The 26,491-nt window shown below is 57.6% G+C and carries 28 protein-coding genes; 11 read left to right on the top strand and 17 right to left on the bottom strand.

Annotated elements, in window-relative coordinates:
* The first annotated feature begins 4 nt into the window (after window positions 1–4).
* From J7380_RS05175 to J7380_RS05155, 5 genes are read left to right on the top strand one after another with little or no spacing between them, the layout of a single operon-like run.
* Complete coding sequence (locus tag J7380_RS05175) at window positions 5–1,450, top strand: aldehyde dehydrogenase family protein (RefSeq protein WP_209194790.1); 1,446 nt, start codon at window positions 5–7, stop codon at window positions 1,448–1,450.
* Entirely contained in the window at window positions 1,450–2,424 is a 975-nt protein-coding gene (locus J7380_RS05170) for a membrane dipeptidase (RefSeq protein WP_209194789.1), read from the top strand. The genes J7380_RS05175 and J7380_RS05170 overlap by 1 nt, the downstream gene beginning before the upstream one ends.
* Complete coding sequence (locus J7380_RS05165; RefSeq protein WP_209194788.1) at window positions 2,421–4,106, top strand: hypothetical protein; 1,686 nt, start codon at window positions 2,421–2,423, stop codon at window positions 4,104–4,106. The genes J7380_RS05170 and J7380_RS05165 overlap by 4 nt, the downstream gene beginning before the upstream one ends.
* Window positions 4,103–4,693 carry a DUF3726 domain-containing protein gene (locus tag J7380_RS05160; protein ID WP_209194787.1) on the top strand — a complete coding sequence of 197 codons (591 nt, stop codon included), beginning with the start codon at window positions 4,103–4,105 and terminating at the stop codon, window positions 4,691–4,693. Before J7380_RS05165 ends, J7380_RS05160 begins: the two co-directional genes overlap by 4 nt.
* A 13-nt stretch (window positions 4,694–4,706) precedes the next feature.
* Window positions 4,707–5,717: an Ldh family oxidoreductase gene (locus J7380_RS05155; protein WP_209194786.1), complete on the top strand. Its 1,011-nt coding sequence runs from the start codon at window positions 4,707–4,709 to the stop codon at window positions 5,715–5,717.
* A gap of 19 nt (window positions 5,718–5,736) precedes the next feature.
* Here J7380_RS05155 and J7380_RS05150 read toward each other — a convergent pair whose 3' ends face one another.
* Complete coding sequence (locus tag J7380_RS05150) at window positions 5,737–7,626, bottom strand: hypothetical protein (RefSeq protein WP_209194785.1); 1,890 nt, start codon at window positions 7,624–7,626, stop codon at window positions 5,737–5,739.
* A gap of 104 nt (window positions 7,627–7,730) precedes the next feature.
* Entirely contained in the window at window positions 7,731–8,801 is a 1,071-nt protein-coding gene (locus J7380_RS05145; RefSeq protein WP_247742416.1) for a glycosyltransferase, read from the bottom strand.
* Between the two features lie 240 nt (window positions 8,802–9,041).
* Between J7380_RS05145 and J7380_RS05140 the strand changes: the two genes are divergently transcribed.
* A complete protein-coding gene (locus tag J7380_RS05140) occupies window positions 9,042–9,665 on the top strand; it encodes a class I SAM-dependent methyltransferase (RefSeq protein ID WP_209194784.1) in 624 nt (207 codons plus the stop codon).
* Between the two features lie 339 nt (window positions 9,666–10,004).
* Here J7380_RS05140 and J7380_RS05135 read toward each other — a convergent pair whose 3' ends face one another.
* From J7380_RS05135 to J7380_RS05120, 4 genes are all read right to left on the bottom strand, one after another.
* On the bottom strand, window positions 10,005–10,355 hold the full coding sequence (locus J7380_RS05135) for a hypothetical protein (RefSeq protein ID WP_209194783.1): 351 nt from the start codon (window positions 10,353–10,355) through the stop codon (window positions 10,005–10,007).
* A gap of 54 nt (window positions 10,356–10,409) precedes the next feature.
* On the bottom strand, window positions 10,410–13,865 hold the full coding sequence (locus tag J7380_RS05130) for an AAA family ATPase (protein ID WP_209194782.1): 3,456 nt from the start codon (window positions 13,863–13,865) through the stop codon (window positions 10,410–10,412).
* Window positions 13,866–14,005: 140 nt separating this feature from the next.
* On the bottom strand, window positions 14,006–14,413 hold the full coding sequence (locus tag J7380_RS05125; protein ID WP_209194781.1) for a hypothetical protein: 408 nt from the start codon (window positions 14,411–14,413) through the stop codon (window positions 14,006–14,008).
* 41 nt (window positions 14,414–14,454) lie between these two features.
* Window positions 14,455–15,648, bottom strand: coding sequence for a PLP-dependent aminotransferase family protein (locus J7380_RS05120; protein WP_209194780.1), 1,194 nt, complete (start codon window positions 15,646–15,648; stop codon window positions 14,455–14,457).
* 146 nt (window positions 15,649–15,794) lie between these two features.
* Between J7380_RS05120 and J7380_RS05115 the strand changes: the two genes are divergently transcribed.
* Entirely contained in the window at window positions 15,795–16,559 is a 765-nt protein-coding gene (locus J7380_RS05115; RefSeq protein WP_209194779.1) for an FCD domain-containing protein, read from the top strand.
* A 35-nt stretch (window positions 16,560–16,594) separates the two neighbouring features.
* On the opposite strand, the gene J7380_RS05110 is transcribed toward J7380_RS05115, so the two are convergent.
* From J7380_RS05110 to J7380_RS05080, 7 genes are all read right to left on the bottom strand, one after another.
* Window positions 16,595–17,455: a glycosyltransferase family 2 protein gene (locus tag J7380_RS05110; protein WP_209194778.1), complete on the bottom strand. Its 861-nt coding sequence runs from the start codon at window positions 17,453–17,455 to the stop codon at window positions 16,595–16,597.
* A gap of 82 nt (window positions 17,456–17,537) precedes the next feature.
* Window positions 17,538–18,353: a hypothetical protein gene (locus tag J7380_RS05105; protein ID WP_209194777.1), complete on the bottom strand. Its 816-nt coding sequence runs from the start codon at window positions 18,351–18,353 to the stop codon at window positions 17,538–17,540.
* 90 nt (window positions 18,354–18,443) lie between these two features.
* Entirely contained in the window at window positions 18,444–19,004 is a 561-nt protein-coding gene (locus J7380_RS05100; RefSeq protein ID WP_209194776.1) for a F0F1 ATP synthase subunit B, read from the bottom strand.
* 5 nt (window positions 19,005–19,009) lie between these two features.
* Complete coding sequence (locus J7380_RS05095; protein WP_170755016.1) at window positions 19,010–19,561, bottom strand: F0F1 ATP synthase subunit B'; 552 nt, start codon at window positions 19,559–19,561, stop codon at window positions 19,010–19,012.
* Between the two features lie 86 nt (window positions 19,562–19,647).
* Window positions 19,648–19,872, bottom strand: coding sequence for a F0F1 ATP synthase subunit C (locus J7380_RS05090; protein WP_005981269.1), 225 nt, complete (start codon window positions 19,870–19,872; stop codon window positions 19,648–19,650).
* Window positions 19,873–19,920: 48 nt separating this feature from the next.
* A complete protein-coding gene (locus J7380_RS05085) occupies window positions 19,921–20,679 on the bottom strand; it encodes a F0F1 ATP synthase subunit A (protein WP_209194775.1) in 759 nt (252 codons plus the stop codon).
* A gap of 2 nt (window positions 20,680–20,681) precedes the next feature.
* Window positions 20,682–21,014 carry an AtpZ/AtpI family protein gene (locus tag J7380_RS05080; RefSeq protein ID WP_209194774.1) on the bottom strand — a complete coding sequence of 111 codons (333 nt, stop codon included), beginning with the start codon at window positions 21,012–21,014 and terminating at the stop codon, window positions 20,682–20,684.
* A 231-nt stretch (window positions 21,015–21,245) separates the two neighbouring features.
* On the opposite strand from J7380_RS05080, the gene J7380_RS05075 reads away from it, so the two are divergent.
* Window positions 21,246–21,581, top strand: a complete 336-nt coding sequence (locus J7380_RS05075; protein WP_209194773.1) for a metalloregulator ArsR/SmtB family transcription factor — start codon at window positions 21,246–21,248, stop codon at window positions 21,579–21,581.
* 1 nt (window position 21,582) lies between these two features.
* On the opposite strand, the gene J7380_RS05070 is transcribed toward J7380_RS05075, so the two are convergent.
* The 3 genes from J7380_RS05070 to J7380_RS05060 are packed head-to-tail and all read right to left on the bottom strand — an operon-like array spanning window position 21,583 to window position 23,835.
* Window positions 21,583–21,996: a universal stress protein gene (locus J7380_RS05070; RefSeq protein WP_209194772.1), complete on the bottom strand. Its 414-nt coding sequence runs from the start codon at window positions 21,994–21,996 to the stop codon at window positions 21,583–21,585.
* Between the two features lie 43 nt (window positions 21,997–22,039).
* Entirely contained in the window at window positions 22,040–22,960 is a 921-nt protein-coding gene (locus J7380_RS05065; RefSeq protein WP_209194771.1) for a DMT family transporter, read from the bottom strand.
* Window positions 22,957–23,835 (bottom strand): LysR family transcriptional regulator, encoded by an 879-nt coding sequence (locus J7380_RS05060; protein ID WP_209194770.1) that lies wholly within the window; start codon window positions 23,833–23,835, stop codon window positions 22,957–22,959. The genes J7380_RS05065 and J7380_RS05060 overlap by 4 nt, the downstream gene beginning before the upstream one ends.
* Window positions 23,836–23,953: 118 nt before the next feature.
* Between J7380_RS05060 and J7380_RS05055 the strand changes: the two genes are divergently transcribed.
* Window positions 23,954–24,535: an NAD(P)H-dependent oxidoreductase gene (locus J7380_RS05055; protein ID WP_209194769.1), complete on the top strand. Its 582-nt coding sequence runs from the start codon at window positions 23,954–23,956 to the stop codon at window positions 24,533–24,535.
* 66 nt (window positions 24,536–24,601) lie between these two features.
* Window positions 24,602–25,342, top strand: coding sequence for an aspartate/glutamate racemase family protein (locus J7380_RS05050; RefSeq protein WP_209194768.1), 741 nt, complete (start codon window positions 24,602–24,604; stop codon window positions 25,340–25,342).
* Here J7380_RS05050 and J7380_RS05045 read toward each other — a convergent pair whose 3' ends face one another.
* Window positions 25,343–25,873 carry a prolyl-tRNA synthetase associated domain-containing protein gene (locus tag J7380_RS05045; RefSeq protein ID WP_209194767.1) on the bottom strand — a complete coding sequence of 177 codons (531 nt, stop codon included), beginning with the start codon at window positions 25,871–25,873 and terminating at the stop codon, window positions 25,343–25,345. It abuts the gene before it with no gap.
* An 87-nt stretch (window positions 25,874–25,960) separates the two neighbouring features.
* Between J7380_RS05045 and J7380_RS05040 the strand changes: the two genes are divergently transcribed.
* Window positions 25,961–26,479, top strand: coding sequence for a hypothetical protein (locus J7380_RS05040; RefSeq protein ID WP_209194766.1), 519 nt, complete (start codon window positions 25,961–25,963; stop codon window positions 26,477–26,479).
* Window positions 26,480–26,491 lie beyond the last annotated feature (12 nt).

The raw sequence follows: 26,491 nt of genomic DNA, 5'->3' as shown, positions 1-26,491 counted from the left end.
CATCGTGACCAAACTGAACTTGATCGCTGGCGAATGGCTGGCTGGTGACTCTGAAATCGAAAACCGCAACCCGTCGGATCTGAGCGATCTTGTCGGCATGTTCGCCCAAGCCAGTGTGGACCAGTTGGACGCAACGCTAGAGCAGGCGCGCATTGCGCAGGCTGAGTGGGCGGCGTATCTGCCTGAACGCAAGCAAGCTGTTCTTAACGCCATCGGCAACGAGCTGATGGCCCGCGCCGAGGAGTTGGGCACGCTGCTGTCGCGCGAGGAAGGCAAACCGCTGGCCGAAGGTAAAGGAGAGGTTTATCGCGCAGGACAGTTCTTTACCTATTACGCAGCCGAGTGTCTGCGTCAGATCGGTGAGAATGCCGACTCTGTCCGCCCCGGCGTTGAGATTGACGTACGGCGCGAACCCGTGGGCGTCGTCGCCATCATCAGCCCATGGAACTTTCCCACCGCGACCGCCTCATGGAAAATCGCACCGGCGCTGTGCTACGGCAACGCGGTGGTGTGGAAACCTGCGAACATCACCCCTGCATCGGCTGTAGCTTTAACCGAGATCATTGAACGGCAGGATATCCCCAAGGGCCTGTTCAGCCTGGTGATGGGATCGGGGCGCAGCATCGGGCAGCGTCTGGTGGAAAGCCCCAAGGTGAACGCGATTTCATTCACCGGGTCGGTGCCGGTGGGCAAAGGGATTGCGGCAGCGGCCATCCAGAACCTGACCAAGATACAGATGGAGATGGGGTCCAAGAACGCGCTGGCCGTCATGGATGATGCCGATCTTGATCTGGCGGTGACGCTGGCGCTGGGTGGCGCGTTTGGCGGCACCGGGCAGAAATGCACCGCCTCGTCGCGGCTGGTTGTTCATGCGGGTATCCATGATGCGTTCGTCGAGAAACTGGTCGCAGGTGCGCAAGCGATGAAAGTCGGTCACGCGCTGGAAGACGGCACCCAGATGGGGCCGGTTGTCAGCGAGCAGCAATTGCAGGAAAACCTCGCCTATGTCGATCTGGGCAAATCTGAGGGCGCCGAGCTGGCCTGTGGCGGCGCGCGGCTGGAGATGCCTCATGAAGGCTTCTACATGTCGCCGGGTGTGTTCCTGAACACCACCAACGACATGCGAATCAACCGCGAAGAAATGTTCGCGCCGCTGACCAGCGTCATCAAAGTCGACAGCTATGATGAGGCGCTGAGCGTCGTCAACGACACCAATTTCGGCCTGACTTCGGGCATCGTGACCCAAAGCCTCGCCCGCGCCACCCATTTCCGCCGCAACGCGCGCACTGGCGTGGTCACCGTGAACCTACCGACCGCCGGCACCGACTATCACGTACCCTTCGGCGGACGCGGCGACAGCTCTTACGGCCCGCGCGAGCAGGGTAAGGCGGCAGCTGAGTTCTACACCACCGTCAAAACCGCGTACATCAGCGCCGGGACGCCGGTCTGATGCTCATCGACGGGCTGCAATATGCCAACTGGTCGGAAAAGATTTTCCGGCAACTGCGCGAAGGTGGCGTGGATGCGATCCATGTCACCATCTCTTATCATGAGAACTTCCGCGAAACCGTCCTGAACTTTGAAAAGTGGAACCGCTGGTTCGAGCAATTCCCCGACCTGATCATGAAGGGTCGATGGGCCAGCGATATTGACCGGGCGCGCGAAACCGGGCGGACGGCGGTGTTCTTCGGCTTTCAGAACCCCTCGCCCATCGAAGACGATATCGGTCTGGTCGAAATCCTGCACGATCTGGGCGCCCGGTTCATGCAGTTGACCTATAACAACCAATCCCTTCTGGCCACCGGCTGCTATGAGGCCGAAGACACCGGCATTACCCGCATGGGCAAGCAGGTGATCAAAGAGATGAACCGCGTGGGCCTTGTCGTGGATATGAGTCACTCGGCTGACCGATCCACGATTGAGGCCGCTGAACTGTCCGAGCGTCCCATCGCCATCACTCACGCCAATCCGCACGACTGGTCGCCTGCACTGCGCAACAAGCGCGATGCGGTGATCCGCGCGGTGACGGACCATGGCGGGATGCTCGGCTTTTCGGTCTATCCGCATCATCTGAAAGACAAATCAGCCTGCACGCTGGATAGCTTCTGCGAGATGATCGCCCGCACCGCCGACAAATACGGCGTCCAACATCTGGGGATAGGCACTGACCTGTGTCAGGACCAACCCGACAGCGTGGTCGAGTGGATGCGCGTGGGCCGCTGGACGAAAGAAATCGATTATGGCGAAGGCTCGGCCTCGGCCCCCGGATTTCCACCCATGCCCAGCTGGTTTCAGGATAACCGCGATTTTGGGAATATCGAATCCGGACTACGTTCCGTGGGTATGAACGAAGATGAGGTTTCAGGTATCATGGGCGGCAACTGGTATCGTTTCTTTGCTGAAAACTTCGGACCACGCGCATGACCAATCTGCAGCGCGATATTGCACGCCGAGCCCCCGCGCAGGTCATGCGACTGTCGCGGTTGGGGTCGCTGCACCAATGTCGCCTTAGTTTCATGCGGCAATTGACCCGGCGGATGGCCAGCGAGAACTGGCGTTTTTCCCGGCCCGTTTTTGACATCGACACGAACGGGGTGGGTCATGCGGTCTATACCGCGCATGGCCCTGAACGCGCTTATTCACTGGTGGCTTTCGCCCATGATCTGCCGCCCGAGCAACGCTCTGACCGCGTGATAGCCGAGGCTTGGGACGCCACCTTTACCCTGTTCGATGGCATCCCCACGGCCGAAGACATTGACCGCCTGTCCCAAAACGTCCCCTTGCAAGAGGCCGGGCGGATCAGTGAAAGCGAGTTGTCGCTGTCTCGCGCCAACCGTTCGGTCCGGCTTTGGGCGCATGTGGTCGACGCGCTGGCAGCAGGCAAACAACCGGACCCAGAGCAGATCAATCAGGTGGGCTACCTGATGCGTACCACTGCCGTCTATGGATCGGGCAAATTCGGGGCGGCTGATCGTGAGGTAACCGCCGACCGCCCGGAATTAAGCGCCCCTTTCCAGACCGAGATGCTGTCGGTCTACCTGACCCGCACCTTCGTGCGCGATCTGGTGCAGCACATGGCGCAGGCCAAAGGGGGCGATCAAACAGCCAGTCTGGACCCGACGATTGCGCAGTGGCTGGGCATCGGCAATTCGACCGGTCTGGGAATGGCGCCGTTCATCATTAATCACCCCGTTCTGTTCAACAACTGGATCATGGTGCGCGAAGAGGCCATCGCGCGGGTGCGGTCCGTGCCGCAAGCCACACCTGACCGCATCGCACAGTTCCGCGCGATTTTCGAACGCAGCAAGCTGTCGGTGTCGTGGTGGCGCTCGGATCATCCGGTTCAAATCGACAAGCTGGCCGCGCTCAGAACTGATCTGGACACACTCACCGCCGAGCTGGCCCAGCGCGACCTGACCGAACACCATCCATGGGACGCCCTGATCCGCTGGTCCGAAGATCATCTGAGTGAAGAGGGGCAAGAATTGCTGGCTTCGCTGCTTCTGGAACCATATGGCGATTTGGTCGACGGTCTGGTCGATTGCATGGCCGACAGCAACGCAGGCGCGCAGATGATCGACGGCAGTATGAGCGTCGCACAGGTTCGCGCGCTGATCCGGCAGAGTTTTGACTGGGCGCTTGATCTTGACTGGCAGGCACAAGCCAACTGCGCCCGCGCGTGGTACGTGTCCGAAGAAAAGCTGGAACCCCGCCTTGGCGAACGTTTCGAAGAACCAATCGCGGAGTACGAACAACCTCTGGCCCCTGCACGGGATGCGGCCGCTGCTTATCGCGCCCTTGAGGGGTGGGCGGACACAGACAAGATCGCCGCATTTCTCCTGCGCCATCCGGAACATCGCCACACCATAAGACGCGCGCAGATCGGTCGCGTCGCCCCGTACGGAGAAATCCGCGACAACACAATCAGTGCAAACGTGTTGCCCATCGACATGCTAAGGGCAAAACTATCATTCTTTGGAGCAACGCAGTTCGACCCGCGCTCGGACCGGTGGGTTCGCATCTGCATGTATTCTGGCGCGCCCTACCCGGACGAACTGAATACCGAAAACGCAGATCTTTGGGTTTACCCCGAGGCGCTACAATGAACCTGTCACTGAACGAGGTCGAAGCCACTGCCAAACGGGCAATGCGCGGTGTCGGACATAGCTGGGGTCACGCAGAAGAGGCCGCCAAGGCTACTCGCTGGCTTTGTGCTCAGGGTATGGACGGGATCGGGACGCTAGCAAAACTGGCAAAACTACAAAGCGCGCAACCAAATTTACCCGCTGCAGACTGCCCTATTGCCGCCGGAGCACAACTTTCGGACCAAGCTGCTGAGTTGCGCAAAGAAGACATCACGTTGCAGGACATTGTCTTCCCGGTTTTACTTTTGCCTTTCGCAGCCAACGTGGCGCGGTTTTTGGATACCCCCGTTTCCGTGACAATGGATAAGGCACAGTTTGTGACCGATGGGTTTGCCCTCACCACGGCCTTTTCGCCCCCCGAACAGGCAAGCCAGATCACAATAAAGCGGGGCGGGATAATGATCCAAACCCATCCTCAGTGCACACGTGCCACGCCCGACCCTGCAGACTGGTCCGAGCTGAATCGCCTTGCCCACTTCACCTATGCACCCGCAACCGAGGATTCCCGCCTGCGCGGGGCCGGAGCGGGTCTGTCTGACAACGATTGATGAAAGCGACACGATGGAAACCCGCACTCTGACCCTGACCGAAATCGAAGATCTGGCTTTTCGCGCCCTCGTTGCCGCTGGTACGACCGAAGCAAATGCGCGCCCCTTGGCGGTTGCAACTGCTGCAACCGAAGCAGACGGCGTCTCCAGCCACGGGCTTGCCTACATCCCGATCTACTGCGAGCATGTTCAATGCGGGAAAGTCGACGGTGCCGCCCAACCGGTGCTGTCACACCCACGTTCAGGTGTTGTGAACGTGGACGCCGCCACGGGATTTGCGCATCCCGCAATTGATTTGGGGTTCGAGGCGCTGCTGCCTGCCGCCCGCGAACAGGGAATAGCAGCGCTCGCCATTCGCAACAGCTACAATTGCGGTGTTCTGGGGTATCACACCTTCCGGATTGCACAGGCTGGTCTGGTCGGGTTGGGATTCACCAACGCGCCAGCCTCGATCGCTCCGTCCGGGGGATCAAAACCTGTGGTCGGGACTAATCCGTTCTCGATCGCGGCTCCGGGCACGAACGGGCAACCTTCGCTGGTGATCGATCAAAGCGCCAGCACCATTGCGAAAAGCGAAGTCATGAAACACGCCCGAGAAGGCAAACCGATCCCGGTGGGCTGGGCGCTGGACGCAGACGGCAATCCAACAACAGACCCTGCGGTTGGATTGAAAGGGTCGATGGCACCGTCCGGAGGTTACAAGGGTGTGGGCGTCGCCCTATTGACCGAAGTTTTGGCTGCAGCGCTTACGGGTGCCACTCTTGGCCTTAACGCATCTCCGTTTTCAGGTACTGCTGGAGGACCACCCAAAACCGGGCAGTTTTTCATTGCCATTGACCCAGCAGCCACGTCGCAAGGCGCATTTGCCTCTGGTCTTGGCGAATTGGTTGACGCGATCCGATCCCAGGACGGCGCTCACCTTCCAGGTGACGGCCGAGCCGCCAACCGCGCCACGGCGCAGGCAAATGGCGTAGCTGTCAGCACAGCAACTTTGGACAAGATCGAAGCAGTTCTGGGAGTTTGAAAACGACCATCGGGCAGTGCTAGCGTACGCGATAGACAGTCATCGTAGAAGTTTCCGGCATTCGGATCAGCTCCAGAAAGTCTGGGATACTTCCCGATTTTAAATCCAGGCTGAAGCCCGAATACCCAATTCGAGACAGCCCTAACAATACCGAGTCATGGCCACATGTCACAACGTAGGTCACGCCATGTTCTTCAATTATTTCTTTGGCTGTTTCCGCATCCTTGGCAATCGAAAGTCGGGTTTGTGCCAGTATTCCCAAACCGTTTCGATGATATGGTGCCGCCAAAACCCTATGGGGTGTGTTGACCAGAACGTTGGTTCCAAAGTCCCAACTGACCGCGACCGTACCTTTCGGCAATCCGGCTAGTGCAGCGACCGATTCCTGCGTCCAGCATTCACCCAAAGCAACGTTCCCACCGTATTCAGGTACTGACGCATAGTCAGTGGTCGGGAAAAGTCGGACATAAACCGAAAAACCGTACCCCCAAACCCCGGGCAAGATCGCAAGCAAAGGAATCCATATCAATACAAGAGAAAATTCGCCAAAACGGCGTCGTAAGACACAACGCGCTTGGGTAACACATTTCACCAACGGGAACACCGAAAGTACCAACAGGCCAAGAGAACCACGAATCTGATACACAGTAATCGCCAAGGCTACACCGAGCAGGATAGAAAATGATATCCACTCTGTGCGCCTAGCCCGATCCGCCTTGATCTGGAATAGACTAGCCAGCAGACCAAAGACCCCTGCGACGTAATACACGATATAGACGTCGTTATACCCAGCGACACCGTTGATAATATCGAGCAGGCCGCCTGTTTCAGAGACATGGTCCAGCCAAAATACTTTTAGGTCTGGGTCAAGCCCATCCAATGGGTTTTGTGTGCACGCTGGAAAAAACGCGATTGACACCAACCCTACAGCTGCAAAGGCAAAAGCAAGACGCAACACCCTTTGCCATGCACGTTCGGGTGTTTTTAAGGCAAGAATGTAGAGAGTACCGCTGCTCAGAATGACAGGGGCTGCAAGGTCGCGCGACAATGCATCACAAAACCCGCCCGCATAAGCCGCGGCAGGAGCTGACAGCAGGAAAATCACGCACATGCCCAAGCCAATTCCCGCACATATGTACATGACCTGCCTTTGTCGGGATCTACCATGGTAGACCCAAGCACCGGCAATGCAAAAACACATCACGGCTAGCAGAGGAAGGTTTTCGATGCCAACGGCTAGGCTGACCGAAATCGCAAAGCCGCCGGCAATCAAACGCCTGATACTTCCAAATGGTGAAACCATTGCCAGAAGGGCAGTCAGCAATAGAACCATCTGGACGTTGTGGTGGTCGATACTTCCCGGCTGGAACCTTCCGTCGAAGCCGATGATGATACTGAACAAAACGGCAGTGTAAAAAAGCGCGGAACCACCAGCCAAAGCAAACATGATCTTTGCGGATACCAACATAGCCGCCGCAAGCGTGACAAGTGGCCAAATGAGCAAAGCGAGGTACTCGGCATAAGCGCGATCAAAAAAAACTTCGAAAAGTAAAATCAATCCGGCAATCGGCAAGTCGACCAAACGCGACCAATGCATAAGCGTACCGCCATCAACGCCAAGACGGTATTGCACCAAATCAAACCATCCCTGCCCTGCCAAAAAATCGCGCACTATGACAAGACGCATGGCGGCATCGTTGTCGAGATCCAGCAACAACTCTGTCGCTTCGGGCGCGCGCAATATCTGCCGCACCGCAACGAGTGAAAAAAACACTACAAATGCGATTACACCTGAGGCGTCAGTTGCTTTTTGTTTTTCGTGCATATCCTCACCTGTTCGGATCATCGCACAAGGGTAGGCGGTGTTTGACGCGCTATCACCTAGGTCAATGTCATTTGGCCTTGCCATCAGTTTTTCCGCTTACAGGATGACGGCTCAACAAATTGATACTAAATTATTATTTCCAGAATTCCCCCTGACACCTGCCGCCATTTCAGCATTGGCGTTCAATTTCATTGCCCCGCGTCTGATCTTGTTTCGGTAACGTCCGACCACGTCGAGGCAGAAGAATTCCAAGGTGGCGGATAGCTAAGGTAAGCAATGCGTCGCGCTTCCCTCCGCCCCCGCGCAACAGTGTCAAGAAGCACAGCGCAAACAAAGGACAAAACTGCGATCACGAAACCTGAAAGCGCCGTAAACAGTGACGGAATTCGTTCGACAAGGCCAGTCTCCAGAAACTCCCGGAAGACCGAGGCAAAAACCACCAGAGACGGCAGAAATGCACACGCTGCGATCACTGAAAAGAACTGCATAGGCTTTTCTTCCTTCAGCATCAGCCCAATCATTCGCAGAATCCTAAAACCGTCGGCAACAGAGGATAGTTTGGAGTTCGAACCCTCCATGCGAGCACGATAGGGAGTGTCCATCTCATCAATCGGAAGCCTGAGTTGCAACGCAAAAACCGTTAATTCGGTTTCGATGTCGAAACCACGGGAATGAGCAGGAAAAGTTTTTGCAAAGCGGCGACTGAACACGCGGTATCCTGAAAGCAGATCTCCGACCTTACATTTGAATAACCATTCAACCAAACCTGTTAAAACTCGATTTCCGAACCGATGTCCTGGACGGTAGGCCGCTTGCTCTGTACTGCTCCGATTTCCGGTGATCATGTCAAAATTCCCAGACACGAGCCGCTCTATCAGGGCCGGTGCGCTGGCCGCGTCATAGGTGGCATCGCCATCAGCCATGACATAAACGTCCGCGTCAATGTCGGCCAACATCCGGCGGACAACGCTACCCTTCCCCGGACTGGCTTCAAACCCTACAACGGCGCCTGCTTCTCTGGCCACCTGCGCTGTGTTGTCAGTAGAATTATTGTCAAAGACATAAATGGTAGCATCTGGCAAAGCATCCTGAAATGCTGACACTGTCGGACCGATGGCCACACTTTCATTGTAACTCGGCAATATCACCGCCACTCGCAAGCTGGCAGGCAGAGTCCTTTCGGGTTCTACAGTTTTCAAAACAACAAGTCCCGTGTCCAAATGCGGTTGCAGGTTGGGCCTGGCAATGCTGTTCAGCAAGACGTTTGCCGCTAGCAGGCTGCCGTTGCGGAAGAATGTTGCCTAATCGCAGCAAATGCATTCGATCGCTTCCTCTTCTGCCCATGAACATCGCCAGCCTCTGGACCCACTTCGGATCGGACGTATAACGGATGTGGTAATTGACCAAACCCAAGCCGAAACCCAATGCGACGAGAAACAACCAACAAACTGCGCTTCGTTCTCGAGGACATCCTTCCCGCGTTTGTTCGAGACTCCGCTTTGTTCCGCATTCTGGCCGAATTAGCCTGGGGAAAGCACATATCGCGGCTTGCCGATTTCCGTAGTCGCGCCCCTTTTCTGACCAATGATGAGTACGAAGCACTCTACCGCGAACATCCAAGGGTTCATGACGAGACTGACTGCTCTGACAAGTGTATCAACAAGATCGCACAAGAACTGGTCGAAGGATCAATTTGCGATGTCGGATGTGGCACCGGTGCGCTACTGACCAGACTGGCTGAGCGTCGCCCCGGCCTGACCCGTAAGGTTGGCGTAGATTTCGTTGTAGATGATGCCGCCGCATTGGAAGGGATCGAAGGCATTTCAGCTCGCATCGAGGAACTGCCTTTTGAGGATGGTGAATTCGACAACGTGGTTTGCACGCATGTCATCGAACATATTCTGGATTACCGCGCAGCAATTGCCGAACTACGTCGCATCACGCGAAAGAGACTGATTATCATCGTTCCGCGCGAACGAGAATACCTGTATACTTTCAACCCACACTTCAATTTCTTCGCTTACCCACATTCGTTTCTACGCGCGATGATTCCGGTTCCGGATGACTTTGTTTGTATTGATATCGGGCGCGACATTTACTACCGCGAAGATATAACCAGTTAAGAAAAACGGTTAGTTCTCGCAAAGCCTGTTGAGTAGAACAGCGCGGGAAATGCCAATTCAACACACAGCGCGCATCATATCCGCACCTGAAACCCACCCAATTATGCTGAAAAGCATAATGCTCAGCTGAAGGCGTGGTTTGGAGCTGCAATGCGCGGAAACCAGGGCCTCCGACAGCGGTTCGTTCAACAAGCACTAACGACTTGGAAAAAGTCCCTGCGCTTCGGGTCAACCGATACCTATGATGGGATTTCCTTCAGGCCGAGTATCCGCCAAGGACGTCTTGTTCGCTTGTTTCGTGACCGAAAGGCATGTGAACAGGGGCACACCCGATCCGGTTCACTCCGGTCTCACCGGATATCGATCCCCTTTTTCGTCAATCAGGATCAGCCGGTCGCCGCTGCGCACGTACAGATCGCAGCGACCGAACCCGTTGCGGTAAGCGATGCAGACGCTGCCGTCCTCGACGATGGAATAGGTGCCAAAGGCGGCGTCTCCGCTGGCGTAGGTGTAGGAATAGGCACCGCCAGCCGAGAATTTGGCCTCCCCGTCATCAAAGAAAGTCAGCGTGCGTCCGGCCAAAGCGTCCAGTTCCTCGGGCGACAGGGGGACGTCTCCGGGTTTGGTGGGCCATTCGGCGGCAAGGGCGGGGCCAGCACTCAGCAAGGCGAGGATCAAAAAGCGCGTCATAAAGGCAGTCTAGACCGAACTGCTCTGCAACAGGCATAACGTTGCAGTGACAGGTCAGGCGACCATCTGTTCGGCCTTTTTCAGGTCGACCGAAACCAGCTGGCTAACGCCCTGTTCCTGCATGGTCACACCGAAAAGCCGGTCCATCCGTGCCATCGTCACCGCGTGGTGAGTGATGATCAGGAACCGCGTGTCGGTCTGGCGGCACATCTCATCCAGCAGGTCGCAGAAACGCGTTACGTTGGCATCGTCCAGAGGCGCATCGACCTCGTCCAGCACACAGATCGGCGCGGGGTTGGCGAGGAACACACCAAAGATAAGCGCCGTCGCTGTCAGGGTCTGCTCACCGCCCGACAACAGGCTGAGCGTCGACAGTTTCTTGCCCGGAGGCTGGCACATAATCTCAAGCCCCGCATCCAGCGGATCGTCGCTTTCAACCATGACCAGATTGGCCTCACCGCCGCCGAACAGGTGTTTGAACAGCATGGCAAAGTTCGAGTTCACCTGTTCAAATGCGGTCAGCAACCGCTCGCGCCCCTCACGGTTGAGGCTGGCGATGCCGCTGCGCAGGGCTTTGATCGCCTCTTCCAGATCGGCCTTTTCGGTGTTCAGAGTGTCGAACTCTTCCTGCACCTCTTTCGCATCCTCTTCGGCGCGCAGGTTCACGGCACCCATCGCGTCGCGCTGACGCTTGTGGCGATTGACTTCGGCCTCCAGCGCGTCAGCGGCGGGCATCTGGTCAGGGTTCACGTCCAGTTGGTTGAGCAACTGGTTCGGGGTCAGCTGCTGATCCTCGGCTATGCGTTCCGCCGCGGCGGACACGCTTTCCTTGGCCGCATCACAGCGTGCCTCGGCGGCGGCCCGGCTTTCGCGCGCTTCCGAGGCCAGACGTTCCGCATCCCGTTCGGCCATCACCCATTCGCGCTGCTGAGCCTCGGCTTGAGCCAGCTTGTCAGCAGCCTCTGCCCGGCGCGCTTCGGCGGTTTCGATCAGCTCGTTCAGTTCCTCGCGCGCCTCTGCGATTTCGCCGGGGGCAGCCATCGCCTCGGACAGCTCTTCCTCAGAACTTTCCTTGCGTTCGACCAGTTCCGAGATGCGCTTTTCCGCCGTCTCCAACCGGTGTTTCCAGCCGCTGAGGTCTTTCTTGACCTCCTGGCTGCGGCGGGTCCGTGCCTCGCCCTCGCGGCGCAATTCGTCATGGGTCGAACGGTGGGTCAGCATGGTGATCCGCGCAGCCTCGACCGTTTGTTTGATGTCCTCAACCTGCGCGCGGGCGCTGTCCAGATCGCCCAGACCCGCCAGCGCGCCCTCGGCCTCGCGCAGTTGGGCGCGGGCGGACATGGCGTCTTCCTTGTGGCGATCCACGGCCAGCGTCAGGGTTTCCAGCTTGCCCTGCGCCAGATTGCGATCCGCCTCGGCCCGACTGAGCGCCCGTGCGGTTTCCGCCATACGCTGATCGGCGGCACGTCGGGCCTCGCGCGCGCGGCGGTCGGCCTCGGTTACGTCGGCCAATTGCTGAGACAGCGCGTCATGCGCTGCACGCGCACCATCTGCCTGCGCCTCGGTGCGGGTTAGTTCCTGTTTCAACGCTTCCAGTTTGTTCAACTGCTCCAGCCGCAACGCCGCCGCACTGGGCGCGTCCTCGGCCCAGGCGCGGAACCCGTCCCAGCGCCACAGATCGCCCGAGCGTGACACCAGCCGCTGACCGGGTTTCAACGCCGCCTGCAGCCGCGCGCCCTGATCTCCGTCAACCAGCCCGATCTGCGCGATCCGGCGGCTGAGGCGATCCGGCCCCGACACATGCAGCGCCAACGGCTCAACCCCATCAGGCAAAGGCTGATCCGCGTCATAGCCCGCGACCTGCACCCAACCCGAAGGGCCGTCGCCCTCGACCAAAGGCGCGCGCAGATCATCCGCCAGCGCGGCACCCAGCGCCTTTTCATAGCCCGGAGCAACGCGCAGCAGATCCAGCACTTGCCCGCCCTCGGCTGTGTCGCGTTCAACCAGCTTGGCCAAAGCGGAGGTTTCGGCCCGGATGGCCCCCAACTCTCCCTCGGCCTCGGACCGCTGCGCGCGGGCCTCGGCCTCACGCGCCTGCGTTTCGCTGCGTAGCTCATCAGCTGCGGCCAGCGCTTCTTCGGCGGCCTCGGCGGCCTCGCGGGCTTCTTCCTCGCCTTTCTGCGCGGCTTCGAACGCCTCAGCCGCGCGGGTCAGAGCCTCACGCGCCTCATTCACGGCACCGCGCGCCTTTTCTTCTTCGCCTTCGGACCGGGCCAGCGTTTTGCGGCTGTCCTCGACCAAACGTTGCGCCGATTGGTGACGGGCGACCAGACGGGCCATATCCTCGGTCTGTTGCGAGAGGTGATCCTCGCGATCCTGCAGTACCGAGGCTGCCTCACGCGCGATTTCCGCCGCCTCGGCCACCTTGTCATCGTGACCCTCGGCGGCCTTGGCCAGCTCGCGCGCTTCCCATTCCAGCCGTTCGATCATCTGACCCGCGTCACGGTTCAAACCGCTTTCACGCTCGATATCATTGCTCAACTGCTGAATACGATTGGTGAGCGTTTCGATGGTCTGACGGGCGCGGGTTTCCTGGTCGGCCAGTTGATCGCGCTGCACCTGCTGGCGCTGCAACACCGCGGCGGCGATGGCCTCTTCCTCGCGCAGGGGCGGCAGGGTTTCCTCAATCTCGGCGCGTTTTGCGGCGGCGGCGCGGGCCTCCGCCTCAGCGCGCGAGGCTTCGGTGATGCGTTCGCGCAGCTTGTCCTCGGCCTGCTGGCGGGCCATGTCAGCCTCTTTCCAGCGGCGGTACAACAGCATCCCTTCGGCCTGCCGTAACAGCTCACCAATCTCGCGATAGCGCGCCGCCTGACGGGCCTGACGCGCCAGTTGCGCCAGCTGCGTGCCCAGCTGTTCCAACACGTCGTCAACGCGGGTCAGGTTGGATTCAGTGCCCTTGAGTTTCAGCTCGGCCTCATGCCGCCGCTGATAGAGACCCGAGATCCCCGCAGCCTCTTCCAGAATGCGACGGCGGGCACGGGGTTTGGCGTTGATCAGCTCGGCGATCCGGTTCTGCCCCACCAGCGCAGGCGAATGCGCGCCCGTTGAGGCGTCGGCGAATAGCATTTGCACATCGCGTGCCCGCACATCCTTGCCGTTGGTCTTGTAGGCGCTGCCCACGTCGCGGGTAATGCGGCGGATGATCTCCAACTGATCGGAATCGTTGAATCCCGACGGCGCCAGCCGTTCCGAGTTGTCCATGGTCAGGACCACCTCGGCAAAGTTGCGCGCGGGTCGCGTGGCCGCCCCTGCGAAAATCACATCTTCCATCGCGCCGCCGCGCATGGATTTGGGGCGGTTTTCGCCCATCACCCAGCGCAGCGCCTCTAACAGGTTGGACTTGCCGCAACCATTCGGTCCCACCACACCGGTCAGCCCGTCCGCGATAATCAGATCGGTCGGATCGACAAAGCTTTTGAAGCCGGTGAGTTTGAGTTTGCTAAAACGCAAAGGCAATGAGTCCCGTGATTCCTATACGCTGGAAGTCTGCGCAACGGATTGGGGTCGAGTCAACGAACTTGCGCAGGATATGGGATATCAGCCCGAGTTATCCACAATATCTTGGCAAAATACGCAGGAATTCGCGTATGTCAGTAGGCAGTACACTCGAACACCTGATAACCGTAGCCATCGCCGATATCGTCGAAAATCCCCGTATCCACGCATTCGTAGTTCGGGATAGCCACCGCAGTCTGCAGCAAACGCTCACCCGCCTCTCGGTCGCAACCCAACACCCCAACCGTCACAGCGGCATCGCCCAGCACATCCAGAATTGGGCACCCCGAAACCTGAGCCATCGCCTGAGCAGCGCGACCACGGATCGGCCCGAGGCGCGGGGCGTATTGCATGTTCACCCGTACTGCTTCCGCCAGATCATCGCGCACGCGCACATCAAAAACGCTACCATTCACCGCCACACGCGTCGCGGGCACATCGCGGAAATGAGGCGTGCCCGCCGAACATGCAGCAAGGACCAACAGGGCGAAGTATCGGATCATGTTCTCTATGCTGAGGGGAAATGGTTAACAAACCCTTTCCACTAGTGGCGCAGAACTTGACCCAGACGTTTTATACCCTCTCGTATCGTGGCCTCGTCCGAGTTGGAAAAACTCAACCGGATTGTATTCCGACCCGAGCCATCAGGAAAAAATGCGCGCCCGGGTACAAAAGCCAGCTGTACCGTTTCCAACGACCGTGACAAAAGATCGGCTCCGTCATGTCCTTGGGGCAGGGTCAACCAGACGAACATTCCGCCCTCGGGCTTGGTCCATTGCACCCCTTCGGGCATTTCCCGCCGCAAAGCGTCCAGCATCGCATCGCGCCGCCTGCGATACGTTGCCCGCACACGCAAGATGTGCGTGTCGAAACAAGCACGTGCTACTTCGTTAATCGACATCTGATTGATCGTTGGCGAATGCAGATCGGCCGCCTGTTTGACCAAAACCAACTGCGAGATGACCTCTCGCGAAGCAACAACCCAACCCACGCGCAAACCGGGCGACAGGGTCTTCGAAAAACTGCCGCAATAGACTGTCCGGCACGCCTCGATCGTTCCCTTTCGGGCAAGCTCCAAGGCAAGAATCGGCGGAATATCTTCACCGTCATAGCGCAAGGCCTGATACGCGCCATCCTCGATCATTGCGATATTCAGGTCTTCAGCCAGATCAAGCAGCGTCTCACGTGCAGCGCCGTCAACAGTTTCACCCGTCGGGTTTGCGAAATCCGGGGACAAATAAGCGAATTTAACCTTTCCATCACCTGATGCAGCTGCATATTCAGCCGCCCGGCGGTTCGCCTTCAAGTCCAACCGATCAAAACGGGGCTCATATGCGTCGAAGGCGTTGATTGCGCCCAGATAGGTCGGCCAGCCAACCAAAGCCGTATCTCCGGGGGACAGGTAGAGTTTACCCAAATAATCCAGCGCTTGCTGCGAGCCCGAGGTGATCAGGATGTTTTCCACGGAACATTTGATTCCGATCTGCTGCATATGCCCGACAAGCCATTCACGAAGGGGAAGATATCCTTCGCTGACCGAGTATTGGAGCGCATGAGGCCCATCCCCAAGGCACGATTGGAACGCATTGGCAAAGGCATCGGCAGGAAACAAAGCCGGGTCGGGAATACCCCCGGCAAATGAGATGATCCCCGGCTGATCCAGCAGCTTCAGCAATTCACGAATCTCTGAGGCTTTCATCCGTGAGGTCCTGGTCGCAAACAAATCTGGCGTTGACATAAGGCTCCTCCGTTTAGAGGCAGCGTAATAGATAATGCATTAATGTCAATATTGCTGACCTAGTAGTGTCATGTCCTTTCTAGGCATTCTTGAACCGGGCCTGAATCCGTGGTCATATGATTTGACCAATCTGGAAAAGTGTCCCGATGCCCTTTCAAAAAATTCAGACCGAAAAGCTATCGATCGCGGTGGTTCGACAGATCGAACTGCTGATCCTTCGGGGTATCCTGCGCCCCGGCGAACGACTTCCTGCCGAGCGCGAACTGGCCGAGCGGCTGGGCGTGTCGCGACCGTCGCTGCGGGATGCGATATCGGAACTGCAAGAACAAGGGTTGCTGACGGCCAAAGCAGGCTCGGGGATATACGTCGCCGAGGTCTTGGGCTCGGCGTTTTCCCCTGCTCTGATCCGATTGTTCGGCAGCCATGAAGAGGCTGTTTTCGATTATCTCTCATTCCGACGGGATATGGAGGGCTTGGCAGCTGAGCGCGCAGCGAGAATGGGATCTGAAAGCGACTTGAAAGTCGTCCAGACGATCTTTGAAAAGATGGAGGCCGCCCATTCCCGCAATGCGCCGGAAGATGAGGCTAATCTGGACGCCCAATTCCACATGGCCATCATCGAGGCCAGCCACAACGTCGTGATGCTGCATATGATGCGGTCGATGTTCGATCTGTTACGACAGGGCGTCTTTTACAACCGCCAAATGATGTTCAATCAGCGCACAACCCGAGAAGCCATCTTGGACCAGCATCGAGCGATCAATACCGCGCTACAGGCGCGTAACCCAGAAGGTGCCCGCGAAGCCGTCCAAAGACACTTGAGTTTCGTTCAGCAATGCACACAGGATCACCAAAAAGCCTTACGGAACGAAGAAATCGCAAGGCAACGGCTGGATCACGAAACACGCTGACCTGGTACGCCGCACCGCCTGAGTTTCAGCAATAGTCACAGCTTGCGAATAACTCGTGCAAACCTGTGCTTCCAAAGACTCACGTTCTTTATCGGTTTTGGATCGCAATCGGTCAGTCCGGGAAAACTGCTATCAGCTTCGGACCAACTCCGCAGCTTGGTAGGCGCGGCCAGAACGGATTTCGTAACGGCGTCAGGGCTATCTGCACTCTGCTTTTCGTTGGCTATTACAGCCAGCATTTCTGCATGATAGGCGTCTATTGCTTCTGAACGTTGGCCCGTGCGGAACCGAAACGCACCGATCTTGTCGTGAACGGGGATCAGTTCGGCATAACGTGAAAACCGCAGCCAAAGTTCGCCATCCACGGCCAAGGACAGGCGCTCGTCAAGTTGTCCTCCGGCTTTGTCCCAAAGGCTGCGTCGCCAAAATGTCGACTCCTGCTGCACCCACTGATAGTCGCCCGCAAGAAACCGTTGATATGAAATTGGTCTTGGGCGTCGAGAGGCCAAGATACGTCCTGCCTCGTCTATCGTCGTGAGCTTGCCGGTCACCCAGTCCAACTTTGACTTTAGCGCAAAAAGAGACCCAACAAGTCCGAGCCCACCCGGCATTAGGACATCATCGGAATTGATCCACCCCATGACCTCGCCAGTGGCGAGAGCAAACCCCTTGTTGACCGCGTTGGCCTGCCCTGTATCCGGCTCGGATATGATGTGTGTGAATGCCCCGCGATATTTTTCGACAATATCAAGCGACCCGTCTGTGCTTCCCCCATCCGACAAGATCAGCTCAAGATTGGGATAAGACTGGTTGACAATTGACGTAATGGTCTGCTCGAGAAATTCGGCGCAGTTCAGGTTTGGAACAACTAGACTTATCTTGGGCATGTTCGTCATGCGTAATCCTACCACCCAAGACCAAGCAGCATTGGTGCAGCAAAAGGGTTTCTGTGCGACTGCATCATTTCTGACAATCTGATCATTGCAACAGCTTCTTTGGAATACGCTTTCCGCTGCCGGGGCCCATATGCTCGGTCTGTGCCAAAGTCATAAGACCGGGGTCAATAAAAAGACGTTTTCCCGCGCTACGCAGCGAATGATGCAGAGTCGTATGCTCGCAGGTGATTTGACCGGTCTCATCCCGTGGCTGGTACGTCGCACCGCGCAAAGCTTCGGTCTTATACAAGCCCAACCCGCCGAAAGCACTCTCCACCTCAATCAGAGGAGCGTCGGTCGGTATTGAGTATTGACGATTATAGATGATTTTCCGCTGCATCCGTCGCCACCAGACACTGCGTAACATCCGTGGTCGTGTTAACTCCGTAAGCTCTCGCCACGGGTCTTGATCGCACCAGCCTGCACATCGCAACGCGTAAAGATCATAATATGCAGGCAATGAGTTGGCAAACACAGCGTCCCATTGTGGCACCTGACGCGCCGCCGCGTTCAGCACCTGATTTGGTTCCATCTGCGTATTGGGTCCGTCCATATCGAGAACCAGTGTCAAAGGATGGACCGGATTGGTGGCAAGAAGATGGTCAAGAACTGCATTTCTGGCCGCAGCAATACGTTCGACTCGTTCTTCGACCCTTTCAATCATACTATCCAGAAACAGAACATCGACACCCACGGTCTTAGCCGCATAGTCCTTGAGGATGTCGTCGGTATTGTCGGAGTTATCGTTGGTCGCGATAATCACGCGACTGCTGTTTAGCTGTGCCCGCAGTTGTTTAATACGCAAGAGCGTTGCGGTCAGAGATTCTCCACCATTTCGAACGACGCCGAGAATGTTCATCAGAATTCCAGCAAATCAGGCGAGAGCGTATCTAAAATGCCATGACCCGAAAGCAAGCTTTCGGGTCATGGTTCAAACTGTATTCAGCCGTCAGTGCAGCTTTTCGCCTACATCCGCGATGGACGCGTCGATCAGCTTGTTGGCCTGCGTAGCCGTCATCTGCTTTGCCAGAACCGCGTTGGCTGCGGAAACAGCAACGGTGATGGCCTGATCGCGCACCTCTTTCACGGCAGAAGCCTCCGCCGATGCGATCTGGTCCTGTGCTGCCGCCAAACGACGGGCAATGGACTTCTCCAGATCGACCTTGGCTTGTTCCGCCGCCAGTACCGCGTCGTCCTTGGCCGCTGCCACGATGGCGTCCGCCTGAGACTGCACTTCGCGCTGCTTACGCTCGTAAGAGGCCAGCAGGCTGCGCGCTTCTTCATGCAGGGCGCGGGCTTCGTCCAGTTCGGACTTGATGCCTTCCGCCCGCTTGTCCAGCGCGCCACCGATCATGCCGGGCACCTTGAAGTAGAACAGAACCGCGATGAAGACGATGAAGCCCAAAAGGACCACAAAGTCGGTGTTGCCAAGCGAGAAGAACGGGCCACTTGCGGCCAGCGCGGGGCTGGCAGCGCCGAGGGTCAGGATAAGGGCAAGAGTGTTCCGCATGTCACTTATCCTTTCATCTGCGCGTCTACGGCACCGTCGATGGCTTTGGCATCCGCCTCACCACCCAGTGCTGTAACCAGTTCAGCTGCCGTATCCTTGGCAACCACTTGAATGCTTTCCAGCGCACCGGCACGGATTTCGGCAATTGCCTTTTCCGATTCAGCCGCTTTTGCAGCGATTTCAGCATCCGCCTTGGCAATCGCGTCATCCAGACCAGACTGAATTTCCGCGCGCGCCTCAGCAGCGATACGCTGCGCTTCGGCACGGGCATCGGCCAGCGCCTTGTTATAGGCCTCTTCGGCCTCGACCGCCTTGGCCTTCAGATCTTCGGCCGCAGCCAGGTCATTTGTAATGGTCCCCTGACGTTCAGCCAGGATTGCCGCGATGCGGGGCAGAGCCACGCGGGACAGGACCAGAAAGATGACGACCAGCGTAATGACCAGCCAGAAAATCTGGTTGGGGAACCAATCGAAGCAGAGCTGCGGCATGCCGATCGCCGACCCATGAGAGTCAACGCAGGTGCCAGCTACTTCTTTGGCAAGGGGTTCAGTCGCCATGATGTCCTCCGTCGGAACGTTGTCTTTACAACAGGTGGGCCGCTATGGCTTGGGCCCACCTGCGCGTAAGGATCAGGTTCCGCAGATTAGACGGCGAACATCAGCAGCAGCGAGACCAGGAATGCAAAGATCCCCAGGGCTTCTGCGAATGCGATACCGATGAACAGGGTTGCGGTCTGCGAAGCAGCCGCCGAAGGGTTGCGCAGGGCGCCGGCCAGGAAGTTGCCTGCCACGTTGCCCACCCCGATTGCGGCTGCGCCGGAACCGATTGCTGCCAGGCCTGCGCCGATGTGTGCGAGATCGCCTTCCATGATGTTTCTCCTTACGAATTGGAAGTTTCGATGTTGGGTGTTCGGACCTTAGTGCGACGGATGCAGCGCATCCTTCAGGTATACACAGGTCAGAATGGTGAATACGTAGGCCTGAATGAAGGCCACCAGGACCTCAAGGCCGTACATTGCCGTGATCGCCAGAACCGACACGGGCGAGATCACGGCAATCGCGGCAAAGCCTGCGAACACCTTGATCACCGCGTGGCCCGCCATGACGTTACCGGCCAGACGAATGGAGTGGCTGACCGGGCGCACAAAGTACGAAATCAGCTCGATGATCGCCAGGATCGGGCGCAGCGCCATCGGGGCGCTGGAGACCCAGAACAGGCCAAGGAAACCGGCGCCGTTTTTGACAAAGCCCAGGATGGTGACGGTCAGGAAGACAGCCAGCGCCAGCGGGATGGTCACGGCAAAATGCGATGTGGTGGTGAACGAGGTCGGGATCAGGCCAAGGAAGTTAGCTGTCACGATGAACATGAACAGGGTCATGACATAGGGGAAGAACTTGACGCCTTCCTTGCCGCAGATGTCTTCCAGCATCTTGTAGATGAAGCCATAGGCCAGTTCGGCCACTGACTGCATCCGGGTCGGAACAATCGCGCGCTTCGAAGTCGGCACGATCAGCAGCAGAACAATCGCAACGATCGCAAAGAACAGCCACAGCGTCACGTTGGTGATCGTGAACATGCCCACCGCACCGTCGCCGAACAACGGTTTGACGATGAACTGGTCCATCGGGTGGAATACCAGGCTGCTGCCTTCTGCTGCGGTGGTCTCAGTTGCCACGTTCAGTCCCTCTCGTCCTTCTCGGCGGCCGTCGCCGCCGTTTGTTTCTCTTGAGCCTCCTTCGCGCTGCGGAGCATAACCTTCACGCCCGCGACAAGGCCCAGCAATGTAAACAGCACCAGAAAGATCGGGATTGTCCCGAACAGGCTGTCCAGCCCGTATCCGATGCCAAATCCGATCCCCAGACCGGATACCATTTCGATGACCATCCTCCAGGCAAGCTCGCCGCCGGATATGTCACTGTCTGCGCGTTTGGGGGGCTGTTTGGCCTTTTTCGCCGCGTCGATCTTAGCCTCCAGCTGCGCCATACGCTGCTTTTGGTCATCATCGGTCACGGGCGTTTCCTTCGCACAGTCTTGGGTAGGGTGCTAAGGCGATGCGGGCGTAGAGTCAACGGTGTATAGGTCGCACCCGAATTATGATTAAGCTTATGTTTTTATGTATTAAAATATTCCACCACCTCATCGCTGGCGCACCCGTTGATCCTGTGCGGGCATGAATGGACCGGATCTTTCATATTCAACCAAATGGTTGACCAAAGCAGACCGCTGTGATTGAGCGGAAGCATGTCCAGTGATCTCGATACCGTTTTCGCAGCCCTTGCCGACCCCACCCGCCGCGCCATCCTTGCGATGCTGCTGGAGGATGACATGGCCGTCACCGATGTTGCCGAACCGTTCGAGATGTCACTGGCCGCAATCTCGAAGCATCTGATGATCCTGACAAAGGCTGGACTGATCAGCCAGGAAAAACGCGGCCGGGTAAAATGGTGCAAACTGGAACCCGACGCGCTACGGTCGGCCTCGGTCTGGATGCAGGGGTTCGGACAATTCGAGCCGGTCAACCTGGATGCGTTCGAACGGTTTCTGGAAACCGAACTGCCCGCTTCTAAAGAGCGGTAACTTACCTGACTACAAAGACCGACATTTTTGCGTGATTGGCCAGATACCCGGCGTGACTGGAAAAGATATAGTCCGTGATACGTGGCGCATGGGTGCCCACGACAATCAGATCGGCACCGATCTCTTCAGCTGCGCGGGCCAAGTCACCATCCACCTCAGCCGCCACGTCAACTGAGTGAATGTTGCGAAATGCGACTTCGGATCCGCTTTTTGTCGACAGTTGTTCGGCAAAAGCCTTGAGTTCTTGGTTTACTGTGGCGTCCGTTTGTACAAGATCGCCGGGCTGGGTTCCCGTAACACTGACCACCGTGATCTTGGCGGCCTGCCATTTTGCAACTTCTGCGGCGACATCCGCAGCTTTGCGAACCTCTGGCGGCAAATGCAGATCCACAGGAAACATGATGTGTGAGTACATGATCCAACCCTCCTCTGCTCAAGCATAGAGAAACTTGCATGTATCAGCTTTGATCTGCCTCAATGCTCTGATTTCCCTCTAGCTGCTCCTCGGGCCTGAGCAGCATCAGCAAAGCGACGCAAGTCAAGGCAACACCTATCAGAACCAACGCGGTGGGGGTTCCATTACCCAGCGCGATTTCCCAGAGTATTACCCAACTGGGGACAAGATAAGTATAGGCCATAACCTTGGCCGACGGCAGACGCAGGGCCGAAAACTGAACCAGAACAAAACTGGCGGCGGTGGCGAAGATCGACAGATACAGCAACCCGACCCACACGATCATGGGCAGGTTGGCCCAGTCGGTGTCGCGAATGTCAGACCACGCATAGATCGTCAAAAGCAGGCAACCTGCTACCATGGTTCCGAAACTGAACACCACGGCGGGTTCGCCGCGGTTCAGTTTACGCACCATCGGCGTATAAACAGCATGAGCTATACACCCCCAGAAATAAATGACCTCACCCTTGTTGATCTGAAAGGCCGTGAACGCCTGCCAATCCGCCCGGAAGATCACCCAAAGCGCCCCAACGGCACCAATGCTTAGCGCCAGTGCCATCCTTGGCGTGGTGACCTGACGCAACAGAAACCATCCGGCGATCGCTGATAAAACCGGAGTCAGGGTGAAAACCGCAGCCGCGCTGACCGGAGGGGCGGTTTTCAACCCGTGAAACATAAGAACAAAATAGGTCGCAAAAAGCCCGCCCAGCACCAGGTAACGCCAAGGAGCTTGCGCGGCGCTGCGCGGCAAGCCTGTGGTCATCAACGCTGTTGCCCCGATCACGATGGCCGCAATTGCAAACCTCACGGCGGTGACCGCCTCGGGCGAGATCTGGTTGGCAATCATTGAGCCCAGTGAGAAACTGCCCGCGACCAAGGCAGAAAAGACCAGCATGGCCAAATGGCCACGCGCCTGAGGGGTCATGGCTGCCAGCCTTTGGATTGCTCTTTCAGATAGGACAGGAACGACTGCACCTTGGTCGTGCGGTGCAAATCCACATGCGTCACCAGCCAAAGGTTGCCGAACCACTCGGACAGCGGCGGGATCACCTCGATCAGATTGGAGTCACGGGCAGCTTCCCACCGCGCCATGAAACCAATGCCTGCTCCAGAAAGAACGGCCTCGCGGATGCAGAAATTGTTGGTGCAGCGAAAAGTGATGCGATCAGCAGGGACCGTTTCGCGCAACCAACGCGAAAAAGGCGCGCGGCTGGTTTCGTCATCGGTACTGATGAAGAAATGGCTGGCAAAATCCTCGACCCCGGCTGGTTTGCCGTGACGTTCGATGTAAGCCGTGCTCGCGTATAAGCCGACCTCTTGTTTCATGAATGGCTGCACAACATTGTCGGGTTGATCCGGCGCCGACCCGGCGCGGATCGCCACATGTGCCTCACCATATTCCAGCCGGAACAGACGGTCACCGGTCAGATAGCGGACGATCAGATCAGGATGCAGGCGCTGGAATGTGCTCAGCACCGGCACAACCAACGGCGCCAACGAGGACAGAGAAGTCACCACCAGTTCTCCGGATACGTCATCTCCGCGGCCTTTCATGCGCCCAACCAACTGGTTGAACTGATCTTCGGTCGCTTGCGCTACGCGCAGAAGGTCGTCGCCCGCCTCGGTCGGCGTGTATCCACGGGCGTGGCGCTGGAACAGTTTGACCCCCAGCCGCGCCTCGATCGCGTCGATATGGCGGATAACGGTAGCGTGGTGAACGCCCAACACTTCGGCGGCACCGCTGACCGTCCCCATGCGCGCCACTTGATACGCGGTTCTCACTTCATCCCAATTGTCCATCGCATCTTGCCCATTGTGCAAATTTTAACACTTACTGTTGGGATATCAGAGTTTTGTTCACCAACGCAACGTTCATATTGGGACCAGACACAGAATTCACCGCCTGAAGGAGACCATTATGACCAAGACGGTTCTGCACATTGACGCCTCGGCCCGCCGAACAGGGTCAACGACCCGTGACCTTTCTGACCGTATCGTCAAGCACCTTGGTGCCAACCGCATCATCCGCCGTGACCTGGCGACCCCGCTGCCATTACTGACTGAAGCTTGGATCAATGCCAATTTCACGCCCGCCGATCAGCGCGACGCGGTTCAGCGTGACCTTCTGTCCCTTTCAGACGCTCTGGTGTCGGAACTGCAAGAGGCCGATACGGTCGTGATCGGCCTGCCCATCTATAACTTCTCGGTGCCCGCGGCGTTCAAGGCGTGGATCGACCTTGTTGCCCGCGCCGGACTGACCTTTTCCTACAGTGAAAACGGCCCAAAGGGGCTGCTGGACGGCAAACGCGCAGTTCTGGCCATCGCTTCTGGCGGCACCGCAGTCGGGTCCGAGATCGACTTTGCCACCGACTATGCCAAGCATGTTCTGGGCTTCATCGGCATTCATAATGTCGACGTCATCGCAGCCGATCAAATGGCACTGGACGCTGAAACGACCCTTAGCAACGCGCAAAAGGCTGTTTCAGAATTGGCGGCCTGATTGACCGTTACGCCCTAAAACGTCCAGTCTGCACCTGAACAGACAATTGCAGACTGGACACCGGGCATGAAAAAAATCGGAATTCTGGGCGGTGTGGGCTGGGCCTCGACCGTGGACTACTACCGCGCCATTGCCGAGGGCGCGAGCCGCCATTTCGCTGAACGGGGTCATACATCTCCGTTGCCCATCCCTCCGATGACCATCGAATCCGTCACGCAGGCCAAAACGCGCGCTTTGCGCGGTATCGCCGGGAACGAAGAGAGTTGGTCCGCCTTCGACGCAGTCTTTCGCGAGGCACTGCTGACGTTGGAACAGGCCGGATGTGATTTCGGCATCATTGCGTCCAACACCCCCCACGCTCGACTTCATTCGATACGACAAGGCGTGGCGATGCCGATTCTCAGTATTTTCGACGCCACTGCAGAGGTGACGGCGCGCACCAAAGCCTCGGAAGCGCTGGTTCTGGGAACAACCGTCACGATGGAAGCGAGCAACTATGCCGAAAAGCTGGCCGAACATGGCGTTGTCGCCAACAAGCGGCTGCCCGACGCCGAGATCGCCGAGATGCAAGCAATGATCGACAGCGACTTTTACGGTGGGGCGTCCGACGAAGCGCATGCCCGTTTGCTTGCGTTCTGCAACAAACATGCGCGCACTGGCACCGCGATCCTGCTGGCCTGCACCGAACTGCCGTTAGCCTTCCCCAACCATCTGGACGATCCGGTGTTTGAGGCAGACGGGCATCTTTTCATCAACCCTTCCGCCGCACATGTCTCGGCCGCCTTGACCCAAGCGCTGGGGGACTGATCAGGGCAACCAGTTAATCTCGACCCCGGTACGATCACAAAACGCCAGCAGATCGTCCCGTGGCATTGCAACGGTGCGGTCATTGACCAGCGGGTGCATATAGATGACATCCGCCTGCTTGGCTGCACTGTCCATGAAGAACCGCACCTCATTCTGCACCCCGTTGATCATCGCCAAAGGGCTCACCGCGCCGGGACGGATACCAAGGTTCTGCAGCAAACGATCCGCCGACCCAAAGGACAGGTTACCGACACCCAGATCGGCCCCCAGCGCCTTAAGGTCGATCTCGGCGTTCTGCTCCAGCGTCACAAGATAGTTCCGCTTTTTCTTGTCGCGCAGATACAGGTTCTTGACCCGCAACGCGTTTTCACCGGGCACCATGAACTGATCCTCGACCGCCTTTGATTCCTCAACCGTGCGCAGCGGCACATGGGTGTGCAGCGTATAAGTCAGGCCCCAATCGTCCAGTTGCGCCAGCAGCGCGTCGGAACTCAGCGGCAATGTGTCCTGAAAAGCAGATGATGCGTCCATGGGTATCTCCTGTTTGGCGCGCTCATCGCGCAACATGCGGACAAATTCAAGCCAGACAGCGTCGGAATTCAGTGCTAGCGTACCGCCATGAAAGTCACGCGCAATACTCCGAACCAATTGATCCTTTCTAATACGCCCTGGTTCATCGGCATCTCACTGATCTTCTTCATCCTTGCCTTTGTCGGCGCTGGTCTGTTCATGGCAACCGATGGCGGCGAGGGCATTCTGTTCGGTCTGTTCTTTGCTGTGTTCGGCGGCGGGATGGGCATCGGCGCTTTCTGCGTCTTTGTGCGGCGCGTACAGGTGATTTTGGATCGACCCAGCAACAGCGTTTTGATCCGCCGCCAATCCGTCTTTGGCTATGACACCGTGGAACATGAACTGCGCAACCTGTCCCACGCCGAGGTGGAGACCACCACGTCGACCCGCGACAGAACCACATCCAAGATGCACCGTCCCGTTCTGATCCTGGAAAAGGGCATGAGTGCAGGCCGACACCCGATTGTCGAAGCCTATGTCAGCGGGCACGGGGCGCAGCGGCTGGTGGATGCGGTCAATAACTGGCTTCCGGCGCGAGCGGTTGACTCTGACAGCCAATCGGCCTAAAGCCCACCCCAA

The organism is Ruegeria sp. R8_1, assembly GCF_017743815.1.
Classification (GTDB): domain Bacteria; phylum Pseudomonadota; class Alphaproteobacteria; order Rhodobacterales; family Rhodobacteraceae; genus Ruegeria; species Ruegeria lacuscaerulensis_A.
Note: the sequence above shows the minus strand (reverse complement) of the source record. Positions and strands in the feature narration are given on the sequence as shown.

Bases quoted from the DNA above. Each gene is read 5' to 3' on its own strand.
- J7380_RS05170 (WP_209194789.1), top strand. From the start codon at position 1,450: ATGCTCATCGACGGGCTGCAATATGCCAACTGGTCGGAAAAGATTTTC.
- J7380_RS05165 (WP_209194788.1), top strand. From the start codon at position 2,421: ATGACCAATCTGCAGCGCGATATTGCACGCCGAGCCCCCGCGCAGGTC.
- J7380_RS05160 (WP_209194787.1), top strand. From the start codon at position 4,103: ATGAACCTGTCACTGAACGAGGTCGAAGCCACTGCCAAACGGGCAATG.
- J7380_RS05155 (WP_209194786.1), top strand. From the start codon at position 4,707: ATGGAAACCCGCACTCTGACCCTGACCGAAATCGAAGATCTGGCTTTT.
- J7380_RS05150 (WP_209194785.1), bottom strand. From the start codon at position 7,626: ATGGCAAGGCCAAATGACATTGACCTAGGTGATAGCGCGTCAAACACC.
- J7380_RS05135 (WP_209194783.1), bottom strand. From the start codon at position 10,355: ATGACGCGCTTTTTGATCCTCGCCTTGCTGAGTGCTGGCCCCGCCCTT.
- J7380_RS05125 (WP_209194781.1), bottom strand. From the start codon at position 14,413: ATGATCCGATACTTCGCCCTGTTGGTCCTTGCTGCATGTTCGGCGGGC.
- J7380_RS05120 (WP_209194780.1), bottom strand. From the start codon at position 15,648: ATGTCAACGCCAGATTTGTTTGCGACCAGGACCTCACGGATGAAAGCC.
- J7380_RS05115 (WP_209194779.1), top strand. From the start codon at position 15,795: ATGCCCTTTCAAAAAATTCAGACCGAAAAGCTATCGATCGCGGTGGTT.
- J7380_RS05110 (WP_209194778.1), bottom strand. From the start codon at position 17,455: ATGACGAACATGCCCAAGATAAGTCTAGTTGTTCCAAACCTGAACTGC.
- J7380_RS05105 (WP_209194777.1), bottom strand. From the start codon at position 18,353: ATGAACATTCTCGGCGTCGTTCGAAATGGTGGAGAATCTCTGACCGCA.
- J7380_RS05100 (WP_209194776.1), bottom strand. From the start codon at position 19,004: ATGCGGAACACTCTTGCCCTTATCCTGACCCTCGGCGCTGCCAGCCCC.
- J7380_RS05095 (WP_170755016.1), bottom strand. From the start codon at position 19,561: ATGGCGACTGAACCCCTTGCCAAAGAAGTAGCTGGCACCTGCGTTGAC.
- J7380_RS05090 (WP_005981269.1), bottom strand. From the start codon at position 19,872: ATGGAAGGCGATCTCGCACACATCGGCGCAGGCCTGGCAGCAATCGGT.
- J7380_RS05075 (WP_209194773.1), top strand. From the start codon at position 21,246: ATGTCCAGTGATCTCGATACCGTTTTCGCAGCCCTTGCCGACCCCACC.
- J7380_RS05070 (WP_209194772.1), bottom strand. From the start codon at position 21,996: ATGTACTCACACATCATGTTTCCTGTGGATCTGCATTTGCCGCCAGAG.
- J7380_RS05065 (WP_209194771.1), bottom strand. From the start codon at position 22,960: ATGACCCCTCAGGCGCGTGGCCATTTGGCCATGCTGGTCTTTTCTGCC.
- J7380_RS05060 (WP_209194770.1), bottom strand. From the start codon at position 23,835: ATGGACAATTGGGATGAAGTGAGAACCGCGTATCAAGTGGCGCGCATG.
- J7380_RS05055 (WP_209194769.1), top strand. From the start codon at position 23,954: ATGACCAAGACGGTTCTGCACATTGACGCCTCGGCCCGCCGAACAGGG.
- J7380_RS05050 (WP_209194768.1), top strand. From the start codon at position 24,602: ATGAAAAAAATCGGAATTCTGGGCGGTGTGGGCTGGGCCTCGACCGTG.
- J7380_RS05045 (WP_209194767.1), bottom strand. From the start codon at position 25,873: ATGGACGCATCATCTGCTTTTCAGGACACATTGCCGCTGAGTTCCGAC.
- J7380_RS05040 (WP_209194766.1), top strand. From the start codon at position 25,961: ATGAAAGTCACGCGCAATACTCCGAACCAATTGATCCTTTCTAATACG.